This is a genomic window from Lacticaseibacillus sp. YLM2-1, assembly GCF_056583465.1.
Window position 1 is genome coordinate 1,676,411 of the sequence record NZ_CM152617.1, and the last position, 14,975, is coordinate 1,691,385.

General features: G+C 46.5%; 19 protein-coding genes, 1 tRNA gene and 1 other annotated feature. Of the genes, 1 reads left to right on the forward strand and 19 read right to left on the reverse strand.

Features of this window, described 5'->3' with window-relative positions; genetic code table 11:
• Window positions 1-4 precede the first annotated feature (4 nt).
• The 17 genes from AC07KQ_RS08110 to AC07KQ_RS08190 all read right to left on the reverse strand — a co-directional run bounded on the left by AC07KQ_RS08110 (window position 5) and on the right by AC07KQ_RS08190 (window position 10,386).
• Window positions 5-457: an arginine repressor gene (locus tag AC07KQ_RS08110; protein WP_003570467.1), complete on the reverse strand. Its 453-nt coding sequence runs from the start codon at window positions 455-457 to the stop codon at window positions 5-7.
• A 113-nt stretch (window positions 458-570) separates the two neighbouring features.
• Window positions 571-1,401 carry a TlyA family RNA methyltransferase gene (locus AC07KQ_RS08115; RefSeq protein ID WP_016388335.1) on the reverse strand — a complete coding sequence of 277 codons (831 nt, stop codon included), beginning with the start codon at window positions 1,399-1,401 and terminating at the stop codon, window positions 571-573.
• Window positions 1,398-2,249, reverse strand: a complete 852-nt coding sequence (locus AC07KQ_RS08120; protein WP_032799997.1) for a polyprenyl synthetase family protein — start codon at window positions 2,247-2,249, stop codon at window positions 1,398-1,400. The genes AC07KQ_RS08115 and AC07KQ_RS08120 overlap by 4 nt, the downstream gene beginning before the upstream one ends.
• On the reverse strand, window positions 2,246-2,473 hold the full coding sequence (locus tag AC07KQ_RS08125) for an exodeoxyribonuclease VII small subunit (protein ID WP_003564675.1): 228 nt from the start codon (window positions 2,471-2,473) through the stop codon (window positions 2,246-2,248). Before AC07KQ_RS08125 ends, AC07KQ_RS08120 begins: the two co-directional genes overlap by 4 nt.
• On the reverse strand, window positions 2,466-3,815 hold the full coding sequence (gene xseA, locus AC07KQ_RS08130) for an exodeoxyribonuclease VII large subunit (protein WP_016388337.1): 1,350 nt from the start codon (window positions 3,813-3,815) through the stop codon (window positions 2,466-2,468). The genes AC07KQ_RS08125 and xseA overlap by 8 nt, the downstream gene beginning before the upstream one ends.
• Window positions 3,808-4,659, reverse strand: coding sequence for a bifunctional methylenetetrahydrofolate dehydrogenase/methenyltetrahydrofolate cyclohydrolase FolD (gene folD / locus AC07KQ_RS08135; protein ID WP_016383058.1), 852 nt, complete (start codon window positions 4,657-4,659; stop codon window positions 3,808-3,810). Before folD ends, xseA begins: the two co-directional genes overlap by 8 nt.
• Window positions 4,660-4,784: 125 nt before the next feature.
• Complete coding sequence (gene nusB, locus AC07KQ_RS08140; RefSeq protein WP_003579493.1) at window positions 4,785-5,192, reverse strand: transcription antitermination factor NusB; 408 nt, start codon at window positions 5,190-5,192, stop codon at window positions 4,785-4,787.
• Between the two features lies 1 nt (window position 5,193).
• Window positions 5,194-5,655, reverse strand: a complete 462-nt coding sequence (locus AC07KQ_RS08145) for an Asp23/Gls24 family envelope stress response protein (RefSeq protein ID WP_003564665.1) — start codon at window positions 5,653-5,655, stop codon at window positions 5,194-5,196.
• A 19-nt stretch (window positions 5,656-5,674) separates the two neighbouring features.
• A complete protein-coding gene (gene efp, locus AC07KQ_RS08150) occupies window positions 5,675-6,238 on the reverse strand; it encodes an elongation factor P (RefSeq protein ID WP_003564662.1) in 564 nt (187 codons plus the stop codon).
• A 248-nt stretch (window positions 6,239-6,486) separates the two neighbouring features.
• The gene (locus tag AC07KQ_RS08155; RefSeq protein WP_016388338.1) at window positions 6,487-7,554 is read right to left on the reverse strand and encodes a M24 family metallopeptidase; all 1,068 of its coding nucleotides are present in this window, start codon (window positions 7,552-7,554) and stop codon (window positions 6,487-6,489) included.
• Between the two features lie 75 nt (window positions 7,555-7,629).
• Window positions 7,630-7,920 carry a 50S ribosomal protein L27 gene (rpmA, locus tag AC07KQ_RS08160; protein WP_003564659.1) on the reverse strand — a complete coding sequence of 97 codons (291 nt, stop codon included), beginning with the start codon at window positions 7,918-7,920 and terminating at the stop codon, window positions 7,630-7,632.
• A gap of 18 nt (window positions 7,921-7,938) precedes the next feature.
• Window positions 7,939-8,289: a ribosomal-processing cysteine protease Prp gene (locus AC07KQ_RS08165; protein WP_003564644.1), complete on the reverse strand. Its 351-nt coding sequence runs from the start codon at window positions 8,287-8,289 to the stop codon at window positions 7,939-7,941.
• A 15-nt stretch (window positions 8,290-8,304) separates the two neighbouring features.
• Entirely contained in the window at window positions 8,305-8,616 is a 312-nt protein-coding gene (gene rplU, locus AC07KQ_RS08170; protein ID WP_003564642.1) for a 50S ribosomal protein L21, read from the reverse strand.
• Between the two features lie 30 nt (window positions 8,617-8,646).
• Window positions 8,647-8,716: a sequence feature (ribosomal protein L21 leader region), on the reverse strand.
• A gap of 232 nt (window positions 8,717-8,948) precedes the next feature.
• Window positions 8,949-9,149, reverse strand: a complete 201-nt coding sequence (locus AC07KQ_RS08175) for a hypothetical protein (protein ID WP_003564640.1) — start codon at window positions 9,147-9,149, stop codon at window positions 8,949-8,951.
• Between the two features lie 372 nt (window positions 9,150-9,521).
• The gene (locus AC07KQ_RS08180; protein WP_003564638.1) at window positions 9,522-9,644 is read right to left on the reverse strand and encodes a hypothetical protein; all 123 of its coding nucleotides are present in this window, start codon (window positions 9,642-9,644) and stop codon (window positions 9,522-9,524) included.
• Window positions 9,645-9,807: 163 nt separating this feature from the next.
• Window positions 9,808-10,167, reverse strand: coding sequence for a hypothetical protein (locus tag AC07KQ_RS08185; protein WP_019913722.1), 360 nt, complete (start codon window positions 10,165-10,167; stop codon window positions 9,808-9,810).
• 145 nt (window positions 10,168-10,312) lie between these two features.
• Window positions 10,313-10,386, reverse strand: a tRNA-Arg gene (locus AC07KQ_RS08190).
• A 157-nt stretch (window positions 10,387-10,543) separates the two neighbouring features.
• On the opposite strand from AC07KQ_RS08190, the gene AC07KQ_RS08195 reads away from it, so the two are divergent.
• Complete coding sequence (locus AC07KQ_RS08195; RefSeq protein ID WP_480156537.1) at window positions 10,544-12,937, forward strand: Xaa-Pro dipeptidyl-peptidase; 2,394 nt, start codon at window positions 10,544-10,546, stop codon at window positions 12,935-12,937.
• Window positions 12,938-13,088: 151 nt separating this feature from the next.
• On the opposite strand, the gene glnA is transcribed toward AC07KQ_RS08195, so the two are convergent.
• Window positions 13,089-14,429 (reverse strand): type I glutamate--ammonia ligase, encoded by a 1,341-nt coding sequence (glnA, locus tag AC07KQ_RS08200; protein WP_003564632.1) that lies wholly within the window; start codon window positions 14,427-14,429, stop codon window positions 13,089-13,091.
• A gap of 18 nt (window positions 14,430-14,447) precedes the next feature.
• Window positions 14,448-14,810 carry a MerR family transcriptional regulator gene (locus AC07KQ_RS08205; RefSeq protein ID WP_003564630.1) on the reverse strand — a complete coding sequence of 121 codons (363 nt, stop codon included), beginning with the start codon at window positions 14,808-14,810 and terminating at the stop codon, window positions 14,448-14,450.
• Window positions 14,811-14,975: the final 165 nt, after the last annotated feature.

A 14,975-nucleotide genomic window follows, 5' to 3' on the forward strand; every position in this document is an offset into this window, starting at 1 on the left:
CGCTTCACCCCACCATTGCTTCAAGTTCAGCCAACACTGCCGTTGCATATTTTGCAGACCGGCAGATGATCAAAATAGACGCATCCCCGCTGATGGTCGCAAAAATACGCTGATCATCCAGTTGTTCAATTAAAGTCTCAACTGCTGCCGCTGTCCCAGGCAATAAGGCCAAATGAATAAAATTATCCATGGCCTCACCCCACTTCATCGCGGTGATGAGCGTTCGCCGCAATTTATCAGTGGCTGGCAATTGTTTTTCTGCCGGCATACTGTAACGATAATGGCCTTCACCAGCAGGCACTTTGATCAACTGCATGTCCTTAATATCACGCGAAATGGTTGCTTGCGTGACCGGAATATGCAGCTCATTCAATCGCGCAACCAAGTCTTCCTGACGTTCGATTGGTTCATCTTGAATCAATCGTTGAATGGTTGCCTGTCGTTCGCGCTTGCGCATGTGCTCACCTCTGTCATAGATGGCTTTGTTCGATCAAAACTAGTCAAACAAAAGCTTTACCACTAGCATAGCGCACGAACTAGACAGATACCAAGTTTTTGCATAAATATTCATTATGGCCGATGTAAATCACCATAAGCGGCAGTCAAAGTTTCTTCAATATCGACATCAGGCGCCATTTTCCCAGGCGTTTGCGCACTATTTTGCAGATGAATTAAAAATTCAATATTACCTTCGCCGCCTTTGATCGGACTGTAATCCAATCCCAAGACATCGTATCCAGCCTCAAGTGCGAAATCAACGATCATTTTCAGCACGTCTCGGTGGACCTGCGGATCGCGAACAATCCCGTGTTTGCCAACATTAGCAGGCCCCGCCTCAAATTGCGGCTTAATGAGGGCAACCGCATGACCACCGGGAATCAGAATTGCTTTTAACGGCGGCAAAATAAGCTTTAATGAAATAAAGCTGACATCCGTCATGGCAAACTCAACTGGACCATCAGTGAAGTCTTCCGGCTTACTATACCGAAAGTTAACCCGCTCCATTACTTTGACCCGAGGATCTTCACGCAGTTTCCACGCCAATTGATTATAGCCAACGTCTAACGCATAACTCATCTTGGCGCCGTTTTGTAAGGCAACGTCTGTGAAGCCGCCGGTCGAGGCCCCGATATCCAAAACGGTTTTGTCCTTCAAGTCAATATTGAAGACTTTCAAGGCTTTCGCTAACTTCAACCCACCGCGACTGACATAAGGCATTTTTTTGCCTTTCACATGCAAAATAGCATCGCCATCAATTTTTACGCCTGGTTTGTCGAGTCGCTGATTGTTCTGATCATAGACTTCGCCAGCCATCACTGATCGCTTTGCTTGCTCACGAGATTCAAATAAACCTTGTTCAACTAGCAAAACATCAACGCGTTCTTTTTTGATTTTTGTCATGCTTTCAACACCGCCAAAATCTCAGCCAATGGCGCCGCGTCAACTGTCAATTCGTTTAACGCCGTCTCTGCTTTTGCAATTTCTACCTGCAAAGCTTGGATAGCACCGTCCAACCCCAATAACTCGGGAAAAGTGTTCTTATGCTCAATGACATCTTTGTCAGCCGTTTTTCCGAGTTCAGCCGTTGTTTTGGTCACATCGTTAATATCATCTTTAATTTGAAATCCTAAGCCAAAAGCGGCCGAAAAATCAGCCAGTGCTGTTTGGTCAGTCTCCGGAATGGTCACAAACAGCCCGCCCATCGCGATTGCAGCTTGGATCAAGGCCCCAGTCTTAGCTTCATGCATGCGTTTCAAAGTTTCGAGATGGTATTGCTCGTTTTCACCGTCCATATCGAGCACTTGGCCACCAACCATACCGTTGCTGCCAGCGGCTTCGGCTAGAATCTGCACACATGCGGCGCCGTTTTCAGGATACTCGCGGCTCAAGATGGCAAACGCATCGGTCAATAAGGCGTCCCCAGCCAAAATCGCTAAGGCTTCGCCAAACTGCTTATGATTGGTCGGCTTCCCGCGGCGCAGATCATCGTCGTCCATTGCCGGCAGATCATCGTGAATCAATGAATAAGTATGCACATATTCCAAAGCAGCAGCAGCCGGCAGTGCATCAGCAATCACACCGTCATACATCGCCACGACACTCAACAACAACAATGGTCGCAGGCGCTTGCCACCTGCCTCTACGGAATAAACCATTGCCGCTCGCAAATGCGGGTTAGCAACAGCAGCTAATTGCTCGTCCAACGTCTGTTCAACGGCTGTGCGCCATCCTGCTAACATAGGGCTCATTGCTGATCATCCTTTGGCGAAAATGGTTGCGTCGTCCCATCGTCACTGACCATTTCGGTAACGGTTTTTTCTGCAGTTTTTAATGTTTTCTCAAGGTCCTGACTCAATTTAACACCGGCTTTAAATTGATCTAATGCCTTTTCCAGCGGTACATCGCCTTGCTCAAGCTGATTCACGATGTTTTCCAATTGTGCAAGTTTCTCTTCAAAAGTAGGTTCAGCCATGTGTTTTCTCCTTTGTGGTGACGTGTGCGCCGACTTGTCCATCAGCCACGTGAATATGAATATCTTGATCTAGTTCGTAGTCACTTAGACTTTTCAGCATCTGACCTTGTTCATCGGTCACGTAAGCAAATCCGCGGCCCAAGATTTTTAACGGACTTAGGTGATCAAGGCCACTCACGGCACTAGCAAATGCCTGACGCTTAGTTTTCACCAAACCGCGCATCGCTTGATCCAAGCGATGACGATCCCCAGTCACTTGCCGCTGCAAATTGACCAATCGGATAAACAGTTGCCGGCCATCCAATTGGGAAGTTGCCATTGCCAAACGATGATCAGCCTCGCGCAGGCGATTATGCATACTCTGTTGTAGCCGTTGTTGAAATTGATCGACTCGCTGAACGTATTGATCATAAAGTCGATCCGGTTGCGTCAACACAACACTTTGTGCAGAACGCTGCACTCGAATCGCGGCATTTTTGAGCCGATTATGCATGGCATTGACCAGTCGCACCCGATCTTCAGAAATTCGATTAAGCGCATCAATCAATGTCACGGGCGTTACAATTTCCGCCGCAGCAGTTGGCGTTGCCGCCCGTCGATCGGCAATAAAATCGGTAATGGTTGTATCGGTTTCATGCCCCACTGAGCTGACAACCGGCATCGGCATGTCGACCAATGCGCGCGCAACTTTTTCCTCGTTAAAAGGCCAAAGATCTTCAATTGAACCACCACCGCGGCCAATGATCACAGCATCGAATCTACCTATTGTTTTAATCTGGTTTAATCGTTTCACCAGTGAATCGGCGGCTTGATCGCCTTGGACAACTGCCGGGAACAGCGTTAATTGCAAAATCGGATAGCGGCGTGCGACCGTCGTCATGATATCTTGAATGACGGCACCACTTGGGCTGGTCACAACTGCCACCCGTTTGGGAAAGAGTGGCAGTGGTCGTTGGTTGCGGTCAAATAGCCCTTCAGCCGCCAACTTTTTCTTCAGTTGCTCAAAAGCTTGATAAAGCGCACCCACACCATCTGGTTCGAGATGTTCGACAATTAAACGATATTCGCCGCTGGGTTCATATAAACTGACTCGCCCAACAACTAGGACTTTCATACCTTCCTCAAGGTCAAATTGAACCTTGCTGAAGGCATTACGAAACATCAGCGCACCGATTTTAGCGTGATCGTCTTTGAGTGAGAAATACTGATTACCTACACGTTTGCGATAATTGGAAATTTCACCCGTCAGATAGACTTTGGCAAGGTAAGGGTCCGCATCAAATTTGCGTTTGAGATATTGAGTGAGTGCCGTGACGCTTAAATATTGACTGGCATCAACCATTTGCTCGCCTCTTAGCCAAGGTCACTGTCTGGGCCATGAGCGAAGCAATTGTCATTGGCCCCACACCACCTGGTACTGGCGTGATGGCGCTGGCAATCGGCGCCACCGCGGCTTCGTCAACATCCCCAAGCAGCTTACCGTCAGCTCCACGCGAAATACCAACGTCAATGACCACTGCACCTGGTTTCACCGCATCGGCACCAATAAAATGCGGCACCCCAACAGCAACCACCAAAATATCAGCTTCTTTTGCCAGCTGTTTAAGATCACGGGTTTTACTATGCGCAATTGTGACGGTGGCATCGTGATTGACCATTAAACCAGCCAGCGGCCGACCGACAATGTTTGAACGGCCAATGATCACAACCCGTTTGCCCGCAACATCAATATCATAAGCATCCAACAATGCCATGATGCCATAAGGCGTGGACGCCACAACAGTTGGTTCATTGGCCCATAACCGCCCTACACTAACCGGACTAAACCCGTCAACATCTTTATCAGGATCAATAGCATCAATAACCGCCTGTTCATCAAGTCCTGCTGGTAACGGCAACTGAACCAAAATAGCATCAATATCCGGATCATGATTCAACTCGGCAACCTTCGCCAGCAAGTCAGCCTGCGTTGTCGCTTCAGGCATCCGAAACATTAAAGAACGCACGCCAATATCTTCTGCACGGCGCTGTTTATTACGTACATAAACCTCACTGGCCGGATTTGATCCCACCAAAACAACTGCCAATGTCGGCGTCACATCCTGTTGTGCCAATTCAGCAATGGTTTGCTTAAGGTCTGCCAGTATTTTCTTTGAAACTGCTCTGCCATCTAGTCGGGTTGCCAAGAGCTTCACTCCTCATTTTATCGGCGCTTGTTGCGCGCAATCGTCACTTATCAATATGCGAACATAGTACGACCAAAGCAAGATAAATCAAAACCGGTCAAAGCAAATACCTTTGACCGGTTGACTTATGCTTGCGGCGTTGCTTGGATGAAGTTCGCCAAAATGCCATTCACAAACTTGGCTGATTGATCATCGCTGTAACGCTTTGCCAAATTGATGGCCTCATTAATCGCCGCAGCTTCCGGCATCGCTTCTTCATAACGAATTTCGTATAGACCTAATCGCAGGATGATTAAATCCGGCTTCGTCAAGCGACTAAGGGTCCAGCCTTTTTTTAATTGCGGCGTCAAGGCAGCATCCAAATCAGCCTGTTTACTCAAAACGCCCTCAACCAGCGTGGTTAAATAAGCCGGTACCTCGGTATCTTGAGGTAAAACTTCGGCATACACCGCATCTTTATCAGCTTCCGGATTGGTTGCCAAGGCAAACAGCGCCTGAAAAGCAGCCTCACGGATCGCATGTCGTGATTCCATCTTATTCGTCATCCTTGCCGCTAGCGCTTTCTGCATCGTCAGTGTCGGTATCATCGTCGTTGAACAGATTATCAGGGTCAACTTTTTCAGCTTTTTCTGGAATGATGCCAACAACGTGGACATTAACCTCGCTGAGCGTCAAATCTGTCATGAACAAAAGCTGTTCCCGTAACCGTTCCTGCATCGTCAGTGCCACTTTAGGAACCGAGACGCCATAGTCTAGATACACATAAACGTCAGCGGCAATCTGATCATCCGTCACCGTCACACTGACGCCTTTGCCATGATTAGCCCGGCCGAACCAGGCGTTAATTGAAGCACCCAGTGAGCCGCGCATTTGATAAACACCATCTACTTGACTAGCCGCGATGCCCAAGATGACTTCCAAAACTTCAGGAACAATCTCAATAGTCCCCTGTGCATCGGTGCGATTCGCTAATATGATATTTGTTTCTTCAGCCATCGTGAGAACCTCCTAAGCCCTAGTTGTTGGCGCGTGAAATGTAGGTGCCATCATCAGTATTGATCGTTAAAACATCGTCAACATTGATGAAAAACGGTACCTGCACGACCAACCCTGTTTCCATCGTTGCTGGTTTAGAACCACCGCTACTTGTGTTGCCACGAATGCCAGGTTCGGTTTCTTTAACCACTAAATCAACAGTCTTTGGCAACTCAATTCCAAGCGTTTCATTACCATGCATGATAATTTTGACATTCATATTTTCTTTCAAATAATTCAATTGATCGCGGATCTCGTCGCCGGGAAGCGTCAATTGGTCATAAGTATCGGTATCCATGAAGACATAATTGTCCCCATCGGCATACAAGTATTGCATATTCTTGCTGTCAATTTGCGCCTTTTCAACTTTTTCAGTTGAGCGGAACGTTTTTTCTTGAACGGCACCTGTACGCAGGTTCTTAAGGGTTGAACGCACGAAAGCAGAACCCTTACCTGGCTTAACATGCTGAAACTCGACAATTCGCCAAAGGTCACCGTCGACCTCAATCGTCAAACCATTTTTAAAATCATTAACAGATATCATGAACTTCCTCCATACATTCAGTCGTAAACTAAACCTATTCTAGCAAGCACTGCGAATGCTTGCAACAGCAGAGCGTGAGCAGGCGCGTTTAGAAACCGGAGCATAAGCGGCCTCAAGCCTAAATGGTCGGGTTTTGGCCATTTAGGCTTGAGGTTCTTATGTGTAGGTTTCTGCACCTGCGAACGCGTTTTAGCCAAAAATCAATAAGCTAACCGATTTGACTCACAAGTCAGCTTCTGGCACGTAACTTACAGCACCAACAACTCACTAGGTGCTGGTTGACTCAAGCTTTGACTACCCGCAGCAGTCACTAATAAATCGTCCTCAATCCGAACGCCGCCAAGATCCGGTACATAAATACCAGGCTCATCCGTGACAACATTGCCCTTAGCAGCCGGCACGTCTAGATACGGTCCCCAAGCGCCGGGTCCTTCATGAATTGACAAACCGATGCCATGGCCTGTTCCGTGGCCAAAGTACTTCCCATAACCAGCATCATTGATTGTGTTGTGAGCTAAGTCATTGATGACTCGGCCAAGAACACCTGGTTTTAAAGCTTTTTGCACTTTTTGATTCGTTTGATAGACAATTTGATAAATGGTCTTCAACCTAGGATCTGGTTCGCCCACCGCAAACGTGCGGGTTAAATCAGACATGTATCCGTGGTAGATACACCCCCAGTCAAGCGTGACAATATCGCCTTTTTCAATTTTCTTCTCTGTTGCCGCACCATGGGGCATCGCTGAGCGCGTCCCGGAAGCGACAATCGTTTCAAAAGAAACATTGCTGGCGCCAAGTCCGCGCATGAAGAAATCTAAGTCATTGGCGACATCAATTTCACGCATGCCTGGTTTGATCGTAGCAATGACATGTTGATAGCCCTTTTCGGCAATAGCGATAGCTTGTGTGATTAACGCCAATTCATTGGCATCCTTGATCTCGCGTTGCGTTTCGACAAAGTCACGGGTTGGTACTAAAGTTCCTTGTGTGAGCAAATCAAATGCTTCATAATCGGCATAATTTAAGTGAACTGCTTCAAAACCGATTCTAGTCAGTTGCAAGCGATTGGCCAGCTTGCCAACGGCCTTAAACATGCTGTCCTGATGCAAAATCATTTCGGCATTATGTACTTGCTGCTTAAACTGTTCGGTAAATCGCGAATCAGTCACAAAATAAGCCTTTTGCGGGGTTACAAGCAAGGTGCTTTCTTCACCTGTAAAGCCGGTCAAATAAGTCACGTTCTTCGCATCGGTAACAAAAAAGCCATCCAGTTTTTTATCCTGAATTCGCGCCTGCAATGCTGTCATTCGATCCATCCAAATCGCTCCTTTACTGACTCATGCTTTGTTTTCTCTGAAAAAAAGACGCCCCGTTACCGGGACGTCTAGTCTTTATTCAGCAGCTGCTGCCGGATAAACTGAAACCTTCTTCTTGTCACGGCCGAAGCGTTCAAATTTTACAACGCCGTCAGCAGTCGCGAACAAGGTATCATCGCCGCCGCGACCAACGTTTTCGCCAGGGTGAATCTTGGTACCGCGCTGACGATACAAGATATTGCCTGCCTTAACGAATTGGCCATCGGCACGCTTGCTGCCCAAACGCCGGCCAGCAGAATTACGACCGTTGGATGTTGAGCCGCCACCTTTATGGTGAGAGAAGAATTGCAGATTCATCTTTAACATAACGTACACCTCCGAGGATTAATTTTGTTCAAGTTGTTTAGTAGTAATCGTCAAACGATCAGGATATTGGTCTTGGATGCTCTGTAATTCGAGCAATAAATTTTCCAACAGAATCTGACTGATGTGTAGCTGTTCGCCGGTAATGGCGGTTTTAATTGCCATCTGGAGATGCCCACCATGGACTTCATCCGCAATGACATCAGGTTCAAACCCTGCTAAGCCTTCAATGCCGTTAACGGCACCAATGCTCACCGCAGAAACAGCGGCACATACAATATCCTTACCGGTTTTACCGGCATCGGCATGACCCGTCAACGAGAAGCTGACGATATCACCATGTTCATCTCGATGAAAAATTGCCTTGATCATAACTATGCTGACCTCTTAAGCGTTGATCGCGTCAATAACGACCTTCGTGTATGGTTGACGGTGACCCTTCTTTTGATGAGAGTGCTTCTTAGGCTTGTACTTGTAAGTAACAACCTTTTTCTCGCGCCCTTGTTTTTCGACCTTGCCAGTTACGGTCGCGCCTTTGACGGTTGGTGTGCCAATCTTGGCGTCACCTTCGCCTGCAACCATGATGACTTCATCAAAAGTAACTTGTTTGCCTTCGTCAGCGTCGAGTTTTTCGACATAGATGGCTTCGCCAACCTCTGCCTTGTATTGCTTGCCGCCGGTTTTGATAATTGCGTACACTGTGTGCACCTCCTGTTTTGCCTTTCGGCTTTTCCCCTGAAGACTCGCCAAGTTGGGTGCTTACGCTTAAAAACCCAACATTGTGCGGTTGCATAGGAGGGGTGCCAAATACAACGGACTAATATTACCAGAGACGACGTCAAGTTGCAAGACAAACAACAAGCGCGTAGATTGGTGCGTTTAGAAACCGGTATGTCACAAGCCGTGCTGCTTTTTAAACATGCCACCTTCAAGACTCTCATATGGATGTTTCTGGGCTAGCGAACGCGTTTCAACCAAAAGTTGAAAGCCACGGCACCGCCTTCAGTAATCACGTTTTAATCTAGAAACCATCAACTGTGCCTTTTTCGAAAAAGCCAGACACCAGCAATGACTGCCAGCATGTAAAGGATGTATATCATCGTAAAGATGGTCATCCAACCACCAAGTGCGGCATTAATTAACAGTAAACTAATGACTAGAATAGCATCCACAATCCAATTGACCGGTTGAGCCAATTGTGTGGTCACAACGATCAGCAAAGCACCGGTCACGAGAAGAATTAAAAGGTTAAGTAATATAATGATAAGCTGTCACCTCCTTGAAGAATTATATACGAGCCATCTTCTTTCAACAAGAAATCGTTTAATTGAGCAAAACGGCAAAAGAAAAAGGCTCAGAAAAGATCTCCGAGCCTGCCCCTGCCAAGGACCTTTAATATACCATAGATGCGCGCAATTATTTTACTGAACTTTTGAATTTTGGAGGCCGCATTGTTGCCAAAAGCCCCTTTAGCTATCACTTAAAACACCATTGCTGAAAAGAAATGGTTTGTTCTCGGAAAAGCTTCCAAGTATTTTGACTCGTAAGCCTTTGAAACGACGGCACAAAAAAAGCCGCTGATTGTTCAGTTCAGCAGCCTTCAGTTACTTCTTCAATTGTTGTAACGCTTTTTCGATCGTGTTGCCTTTTCCAATGTGTTTAGCATTGCTTGAGTCAATAGCGATAAATTCTTGCGTCTTCATGTTGAGTTGGATTCGATATGACATCGTAATCCCTCCATTCTTTAAAAAATAGTTTGAATGGTCTCAGGTAGCGATGAAGGTTATACTACTCACTTTTTGTTAGTATGTCAAGCATTAAAAAACACAACGATTGCTAACTGACTTGCTTTTGACGGGATAAATCAAGCTAGCAACGCTCAAACCGGCTTTAACTAATCTGATTTAAAAGCAATTTAGCCTTGGTCATGGCCTCGTCGTACGTGCCATCGGTCTTGGCCGGTAACTTTTTGACTTGATCAAGCAATTCGCGACCTTGAATGACTAATGCTTCAATATCAGCATTTGTATCACTCAAAAAAGAAACAATTAAGTAGATGTTTAAGGCTTTGATGGCATCCTGATCGCCTACCATTGCCTCTGCACCTAACTTTTTAATGGCCGTTTTCAAATTTCGGACTTTTCTTTGTTCCTCTTTACGCTTGTGATAATAAGGTAAAAACAAGGCAACACAAACGGCAAGAAATTCAGATATACCCGCAACCCACTCTGAAATTGGACCCATTTCCATCAATAAACACCTTCATTGTCGTGACTCATGTCAACATTTCGAACTAACAACTCGTAGGAATAAAAAAAGCCTGATGCATTGTTCTCCTGCTTAGTCACGGATAGCCCGTTGTCGCAGCAATGCTTCATGGCAGTTGTAAGTTTTATGTACCAGCCGGGATTCGAACCCGGGACAAACGGTTTAGAAGACCGTTGCTCTATCCAACTGAGCTACTGGTACAAATCGTTATTAAGTATACGAGAAGCGCGACAGGCCGTCAACGGGTTCTATGAGGAAGATCATCCGATACGCAAGTTAGACGGATATAGTTGAAAGCAGTCAATGAGACCGCTACACTGAATTTATCACAATTTTCTCATAAAGGAAGACAATGCTGATGAAATTAAATCAATTTGCCCGTTTGACACCTGACTTCAAGGTGCAAGTAGCGGAGCTTAAGCAGATTGGCCTGCAAGCCGATCCTGATGACACTTTTAGTCAAAGTGCGACCGACCTTTTCAATGCTTTTTTTCCAGAGGCTTATACTTTAGCCGCAAAGGAAGATAAGCTCGCCCAAGTAGCAGTCAACATGGACCAAACACTAGCAGCATGGTTGGCGAAAAAGCCATCCAAAATGACGCGCCGTGACTTTTATAATGTGGCGCTACAACTACTTGGCTTCGAAGCTTTCACTGACTTTGACCTGAATGATCCATTTAAAATGATGACTGCAACCAAGTTACCAAGCCTCGATCACGATCTAACGAGCACCGCTGATTTGCTCAAGGCTGTTTATCTATTGTTAAATACGCGAACCAAGCATTTGGTTAGTTATTTGGATGATCTAGCTAATCGCGGTTTTTTAAAAGACTTCCAGAAAAAACAGAAAAAACCGATCCACCTTCTTTTTAACGGCAAAGTCCAACAAGTTTTTGATGCGCGGCAGGCGGTTCGTGAAGTTGTTTGGATCGAATCGGATATGGATACCGATCACGATGGCCAACGCGACTTGCTCGAAGCGACTATTTACCGCCCGAAAGCCACAGATCAAGGGCTTAAAGTGCCCGTGTTATTTACTGCAAATCCGTATTTTCATGGAACCAACGATGTGACTGCAGTGACGCACGTGCCGGAAACGACCTTAGCTGTTAAAACACACGGAGCCTCGAAAGCTGAAGTTACGGCAAATCCTGAAGAGCCTGCCAACTTGCCTCATCATCCAGTTAATGGCGAGGCGACACAGGCCGAAGCTTATGCCGAAGAAAACAGTATGTATGCCTTTAACGATTATTTTCTCGCCCGTGGCTTTGCTGTGGTTTATTCGGCAGGTGTTGGCACTCGCTATTCCGACGGCTTCCGGACAACCGGTGGCCCAGAAGAAACCGATGGTGCTGTTGCTGTCATCGAGTGGTTAACCGGTAAACGCCGCGCTTTTACGAACCGAACAGATGGTATTACCATAAAAGCTTGGTGGTCAACCGGTCTTGTCGCTATGACCGGCAAATCCTACCTGGCTACCTTAGCCATGGCGGCGGCCACAACTGGGGTTGACGGTCTCAAGACAATTGTTGCCGACGCTGGCATTTCCAGCTGGTATGACTACTACCGTGAAAATGGTCTCGTAGTGGCCCCTGGTGGTTTCCAAGGTGAAGATGCGGATGTTCTGGCTGTGGATACCTTCTCCCGGCAAAAGTCTGGCGGCGACCTGATTAACATCAAACAAGCTTGGGAAAAGCATCTTGCTACGATCACTCACGATCAGGATCGAACAACTGGCGCTTACAACACATGGTGGGATGCGCGCAACTACCGGAAAAACGCTAACAAGGTCAAGGCAGATGTGGTGTTGATCCATGGTCTTAATGATTGGAACGTAAAACCTACAAACGCCATCAAGTTTTGGGAGGCCATCGCAGACCTGCCAATTCAAAAGAAACTGGTTTTGCATCAAGGCCAGCACGTTTACGTCCACAATGTTCGCTCATTAGATTTTCTAGATATGATGAATTTGTGGCTCACACATGAATTGCTTGGTGAGGCGAATGGCGCCGAAGATGTTTTACCAAATGTTGTTGTGCAAGATAATGTTGCTGTTCAGACTTGGTCGGCCTATCAGAATTTTGCCAGCCCAGCAGCAGAGCATGTGACCAACACTCGCAATCTAAAAACGGATTTCGAGGCGGCCACTGATCAATTTACCGATCACGCAACAGCAACTTTTAATGCCCAGCATGATACCAGTGCCAGTTTCGAGACTGCCATCATCACCCCTAACAGTGCTTATGCCAATAGCCGCTTGTGGCTCACGCAGCCGCCACTTGAGCGCGACCAAACACTGGAAGGCATTCCGCACTTAGAGCTAACGCTGGCCATTGATGCCCCAACAGGTATTCTCAGTGTTCGCCTCATTGATTTAGGAATGGCCAAGCGATTCGGTGAAACCGCGGCAACGGTAGCCTTAAACGGTCTTCAACTTGGTTTTGATTATAAAACAACAGACGTTCTCGAATTCAAACCAACGGCTAAACCGACACCAAGCAAGTTGATCTCGCTTGGCCATATCAACCTGCAAAACCCAAAAAATGCTTACGAAGTGCAAAGGATTACGCCCGGCCAACCGTTCCATATCAGTTTGGATCTCCAACCCACCCATTATCATCTGCCAGCTGGTCGTCAACTCGCTTTGGTCATTCATGGGGCAGATATGGCCCAAACTATTCGCCCGATCAAAACAACTCATTATCAAATTGATTTGGCTAATAGCAGCATCACCCTCCCTTACCGCATTTAACTTAATAAGATGCTCACCAGTTTTTTCATGCATAATGCATCAAAAAAGGAGATATCAAGCGCCGAGTCGGCCTGACATCTCCTTTTTTCTTACTTAACTGTTCAATCAACTTGCTTCAACGGTGACAGCAACAGCTTTTGGGTTGTCTGGTTTAGTAAAGCTCCAGATATTGTTGCCGTTCCCATTCAGAAACCTGCTGACGATAAGCGGACCATTCGAGGTTCTTTGAGTCCATGAAACTTTGATACAAATGTTTACCCAGGGCAGCCTTGACCACATCATCAGCCGCTAATGCCTTCAAAGCATTGTGCAAAGTTGATGGGAGGTCTTGAATATGATTTGCTTTCCGTTCATCGTCTTGCATCCGATAAATGTTGCGATCAACGGCTTCTTCCGGCTTCAATTTCTTAGTCACACCATCTAAACCGGCTTGGAGAATCCCGGCGATGGCTAAGTATGGATTAGCGGTTGGATCAACTGACCGCAGTTCCAGTCGCGTGGACAATCCACGAGATTGTGGCACACGAATCAACGGTGACCGGTTCTTGCCTGACCAAGCAACATAAACTGGCGCTTCAAAACCAGGAACCAAACGCTTGTAGGAGTTCACAGTTGGGTTATTAATAGCGGTTAAAGCATAAGCGTGACGCAGAACCCCGGCGAGAAAATGCATGGCAGTTTCGCTCAACTGGTCATCCGTATTGGCATCGAAGAAAGCATTGCCCTTGTCATGGAAAAGACTCATGTTGATATGCATCCCACTACCGTTAATACCGTGGAGTGGTTTTGGCATGAAGGTTGCATAAAGCCCATGCTTGCGGGCAATCGTTTTAACCACAAGTTTAAAGGTTTGAATGTTGTCAGCAGCCTCTAAGGCATCAGCATACTTGAAGTCAATTTCATGCTGGCCTGGCGCAACTTCATGGTGAGAAGCTTCGACTTCAAAGCCCATTTTTTCGAGTTCAAGGACGATATCACGCCGACAGTTTTCGCCTAAATCTAATGGTGCAAAATCAAAGTAGGAGCCCTTGTCGTTCAACTGAGTCGTCGGATTGCCATTTTCATCCATCTTAAACAGGAAGAATTCTGGTTCTGGTCCAATATTAAATGAAGTAAAACCAGCCTCCTTCATTTCGTTCACGACCCGAATCAAGTTATTCCGTGGATCACCAGCAAAGGGACTGCCATCAGGACGATGAACGGAGCAGATCAAACGCGCAATCTTACCGTGATCGTTTTCCCAAGGGAACAATAACCATGTGTCGAGATCCGGAAACAGTAGCATATCGCTTTCTTCGATCCGGACAAAGCCATCAATCGAGGAGCCATCAAAGGTGATCTTGTTATTGAGAACCTTCTCCAATTGAGAAATTGGGACCTCAACGTTCTTAACGATTCCGTTAATGTCAGTGAACATCAGGCGCAGGAACAAAACATTTTCATCCTTAACAGTCTGACGAATCTCATCAGCGGTAATTGTTTTTCTTGCCATATACGTGAACTCCTATCTTTAGTGTGATTGGCGGAAGCCTATGGCTGGACCGGGATCGGGACTCTGGTTCAGTCGACTCTGGTTTAACAACTCGTCTCGCAGTACTTGCCGCACTTCGGCATCGCTGTCTTCATGATGTCGGGGATGCTTGAGTCGCTTTACGTCGGCAAGCGTGAAACCGTCTGCCATTTGACTGCGAATCTCAAGCAATTCATTAACATTATTCAGCGAGTATGTCCGATGATTACCAGCGTTTCGTGCAGGTTGAACCAACCCTTGCGCTTCATAATAACGAATCTGGCGCGCGGTTAAATCAGTCAATAACATGACTGTACCAATCGGCAGAACCGATCGCGTTCTCAGATCAGCGATCTCAGCCATAGGCATCCTCCTTTACAACAATGTCAGGTTATCAAACCATATAAGGCGTGTCAACGGCAGATGTAAGCTTTTCTGACATTCAAATAAAAAGATACCCTTTTTTTGTTTTCAAAATGAAGATGCCATAGACCAATAAATAAAAAGACGGTCATCATCTCTGGTAAG

Bases quoted from the DNA above. Each gene is read 5' to 3' on its own strand.
- rpmA (WP_003564659.1), bottom strand. From the start codon at position 7,920: ATGTTAAAGATGAATCTGCAATTCTTCTCTCACCATAAAGGTGGCGGC.
- AC07KQ_RS08155 (WP_016388338.1), bottom strand. From the start codon at position 7,554: ATGGATCGAATGACAGCATTGCAGGCGCGAATTCAGGATAAAAAACTG.
- AC07KQ_RS08180 (WP_003564638.1), bottom strand. From the start codon at position 9,644: ATGTCATATCGAATCCAACTCAACATGAAGACGCAAGAATTTATCGCT.
- glnA (WP_003564632.1), bottom strand. From the start codon at position 14,429: ATGGCAAGAAAAACAATTACCGCTGATGAGATTCGTCAGACTGTTAAG.
- xseA (WP_016388337.1), bottom strand. From the start codon at position 3,815: ATGGTTGATGCCAGTCAATATTTAAGCGTCACGGCACTCACTCAATAT.
- nusB (WP_003579493.1), bottom strand. From the start codon at position 5,192: ATGGAATCACGACATGCGATCCGTGAGGCTGCTTTTCAGGCGCTGTTT.
- AC07KQ_RS08145 (WP_003564665.1), bottom strand. From the start codon at position 5,655: ATGGCTGAAGAAACAAATATCATATTAGCGAATCGCACCGATGCACAG.
- AC07KQ_RS08185 (WP_019913722.1), bottom strand. From the start codon at position 10,167: ATGGAAATGGGTCCAATTTCAGAGTGGGTTGCGGGTATATCTGAATTT.
- AC07KQ_RS08110 (WP_003570467.1), bottom strand. From the start codon at position 457: ATGCGCAAGCGCGAACGACAGGCAACCATTCAACGATTGATTCAAGAT.
- AC07KQ_RS08165 (WP_003564644.1), bottom strand. From the start codon at position 8,289: ATGATCAAGGCAATTTTTCATCGAGATGAACATGGTGATATCGTCAGC.
- efp (WP_003564662.1), bottom strand. From the start codon at position 6,238: ATGATATCTGTTAATGATTTTAAAAATGGTTTGACGATTGAGGTCGAC.
- AC07KQ_RS08205 (WP_003564630.1), bottom strand. From the start codon at position 14,810: ATGGCTGAGATCGCTGATCTGAGAACGCGATCGGTTCTGCCGATTGGT.
- AC07KQ_RS08125 (WP_003564675.1), bottom strand. From the start codon at position 2,473: ATGGCTGAACCTACTTTTGAAGAGAAACTTGCACAATTGGAAAACATC.
- AC07KQ_RS08115 (WP_016388335.1), bottom strand. From the start codon at position 1,401: ATGACAAAAATCAAAAAAGAACGCGTTGATGTTTTGCTAGTTGAACAA.
- AC07KQ_RS08195 (WP_480156537.1), top strand. From the start codon at position 10,544: ATGAAATTAAATCAATTTGCCCGTTTGACACCTGACTTCAAGGTGCAA.
- AC07KQ_RS08120 (WP_032799997.1), bottom strand. From the start codon at position 2,249: ATGAGCCCTATGTTAGCAGGATGGCGCACAGCCGTTGAACAGACGTTG.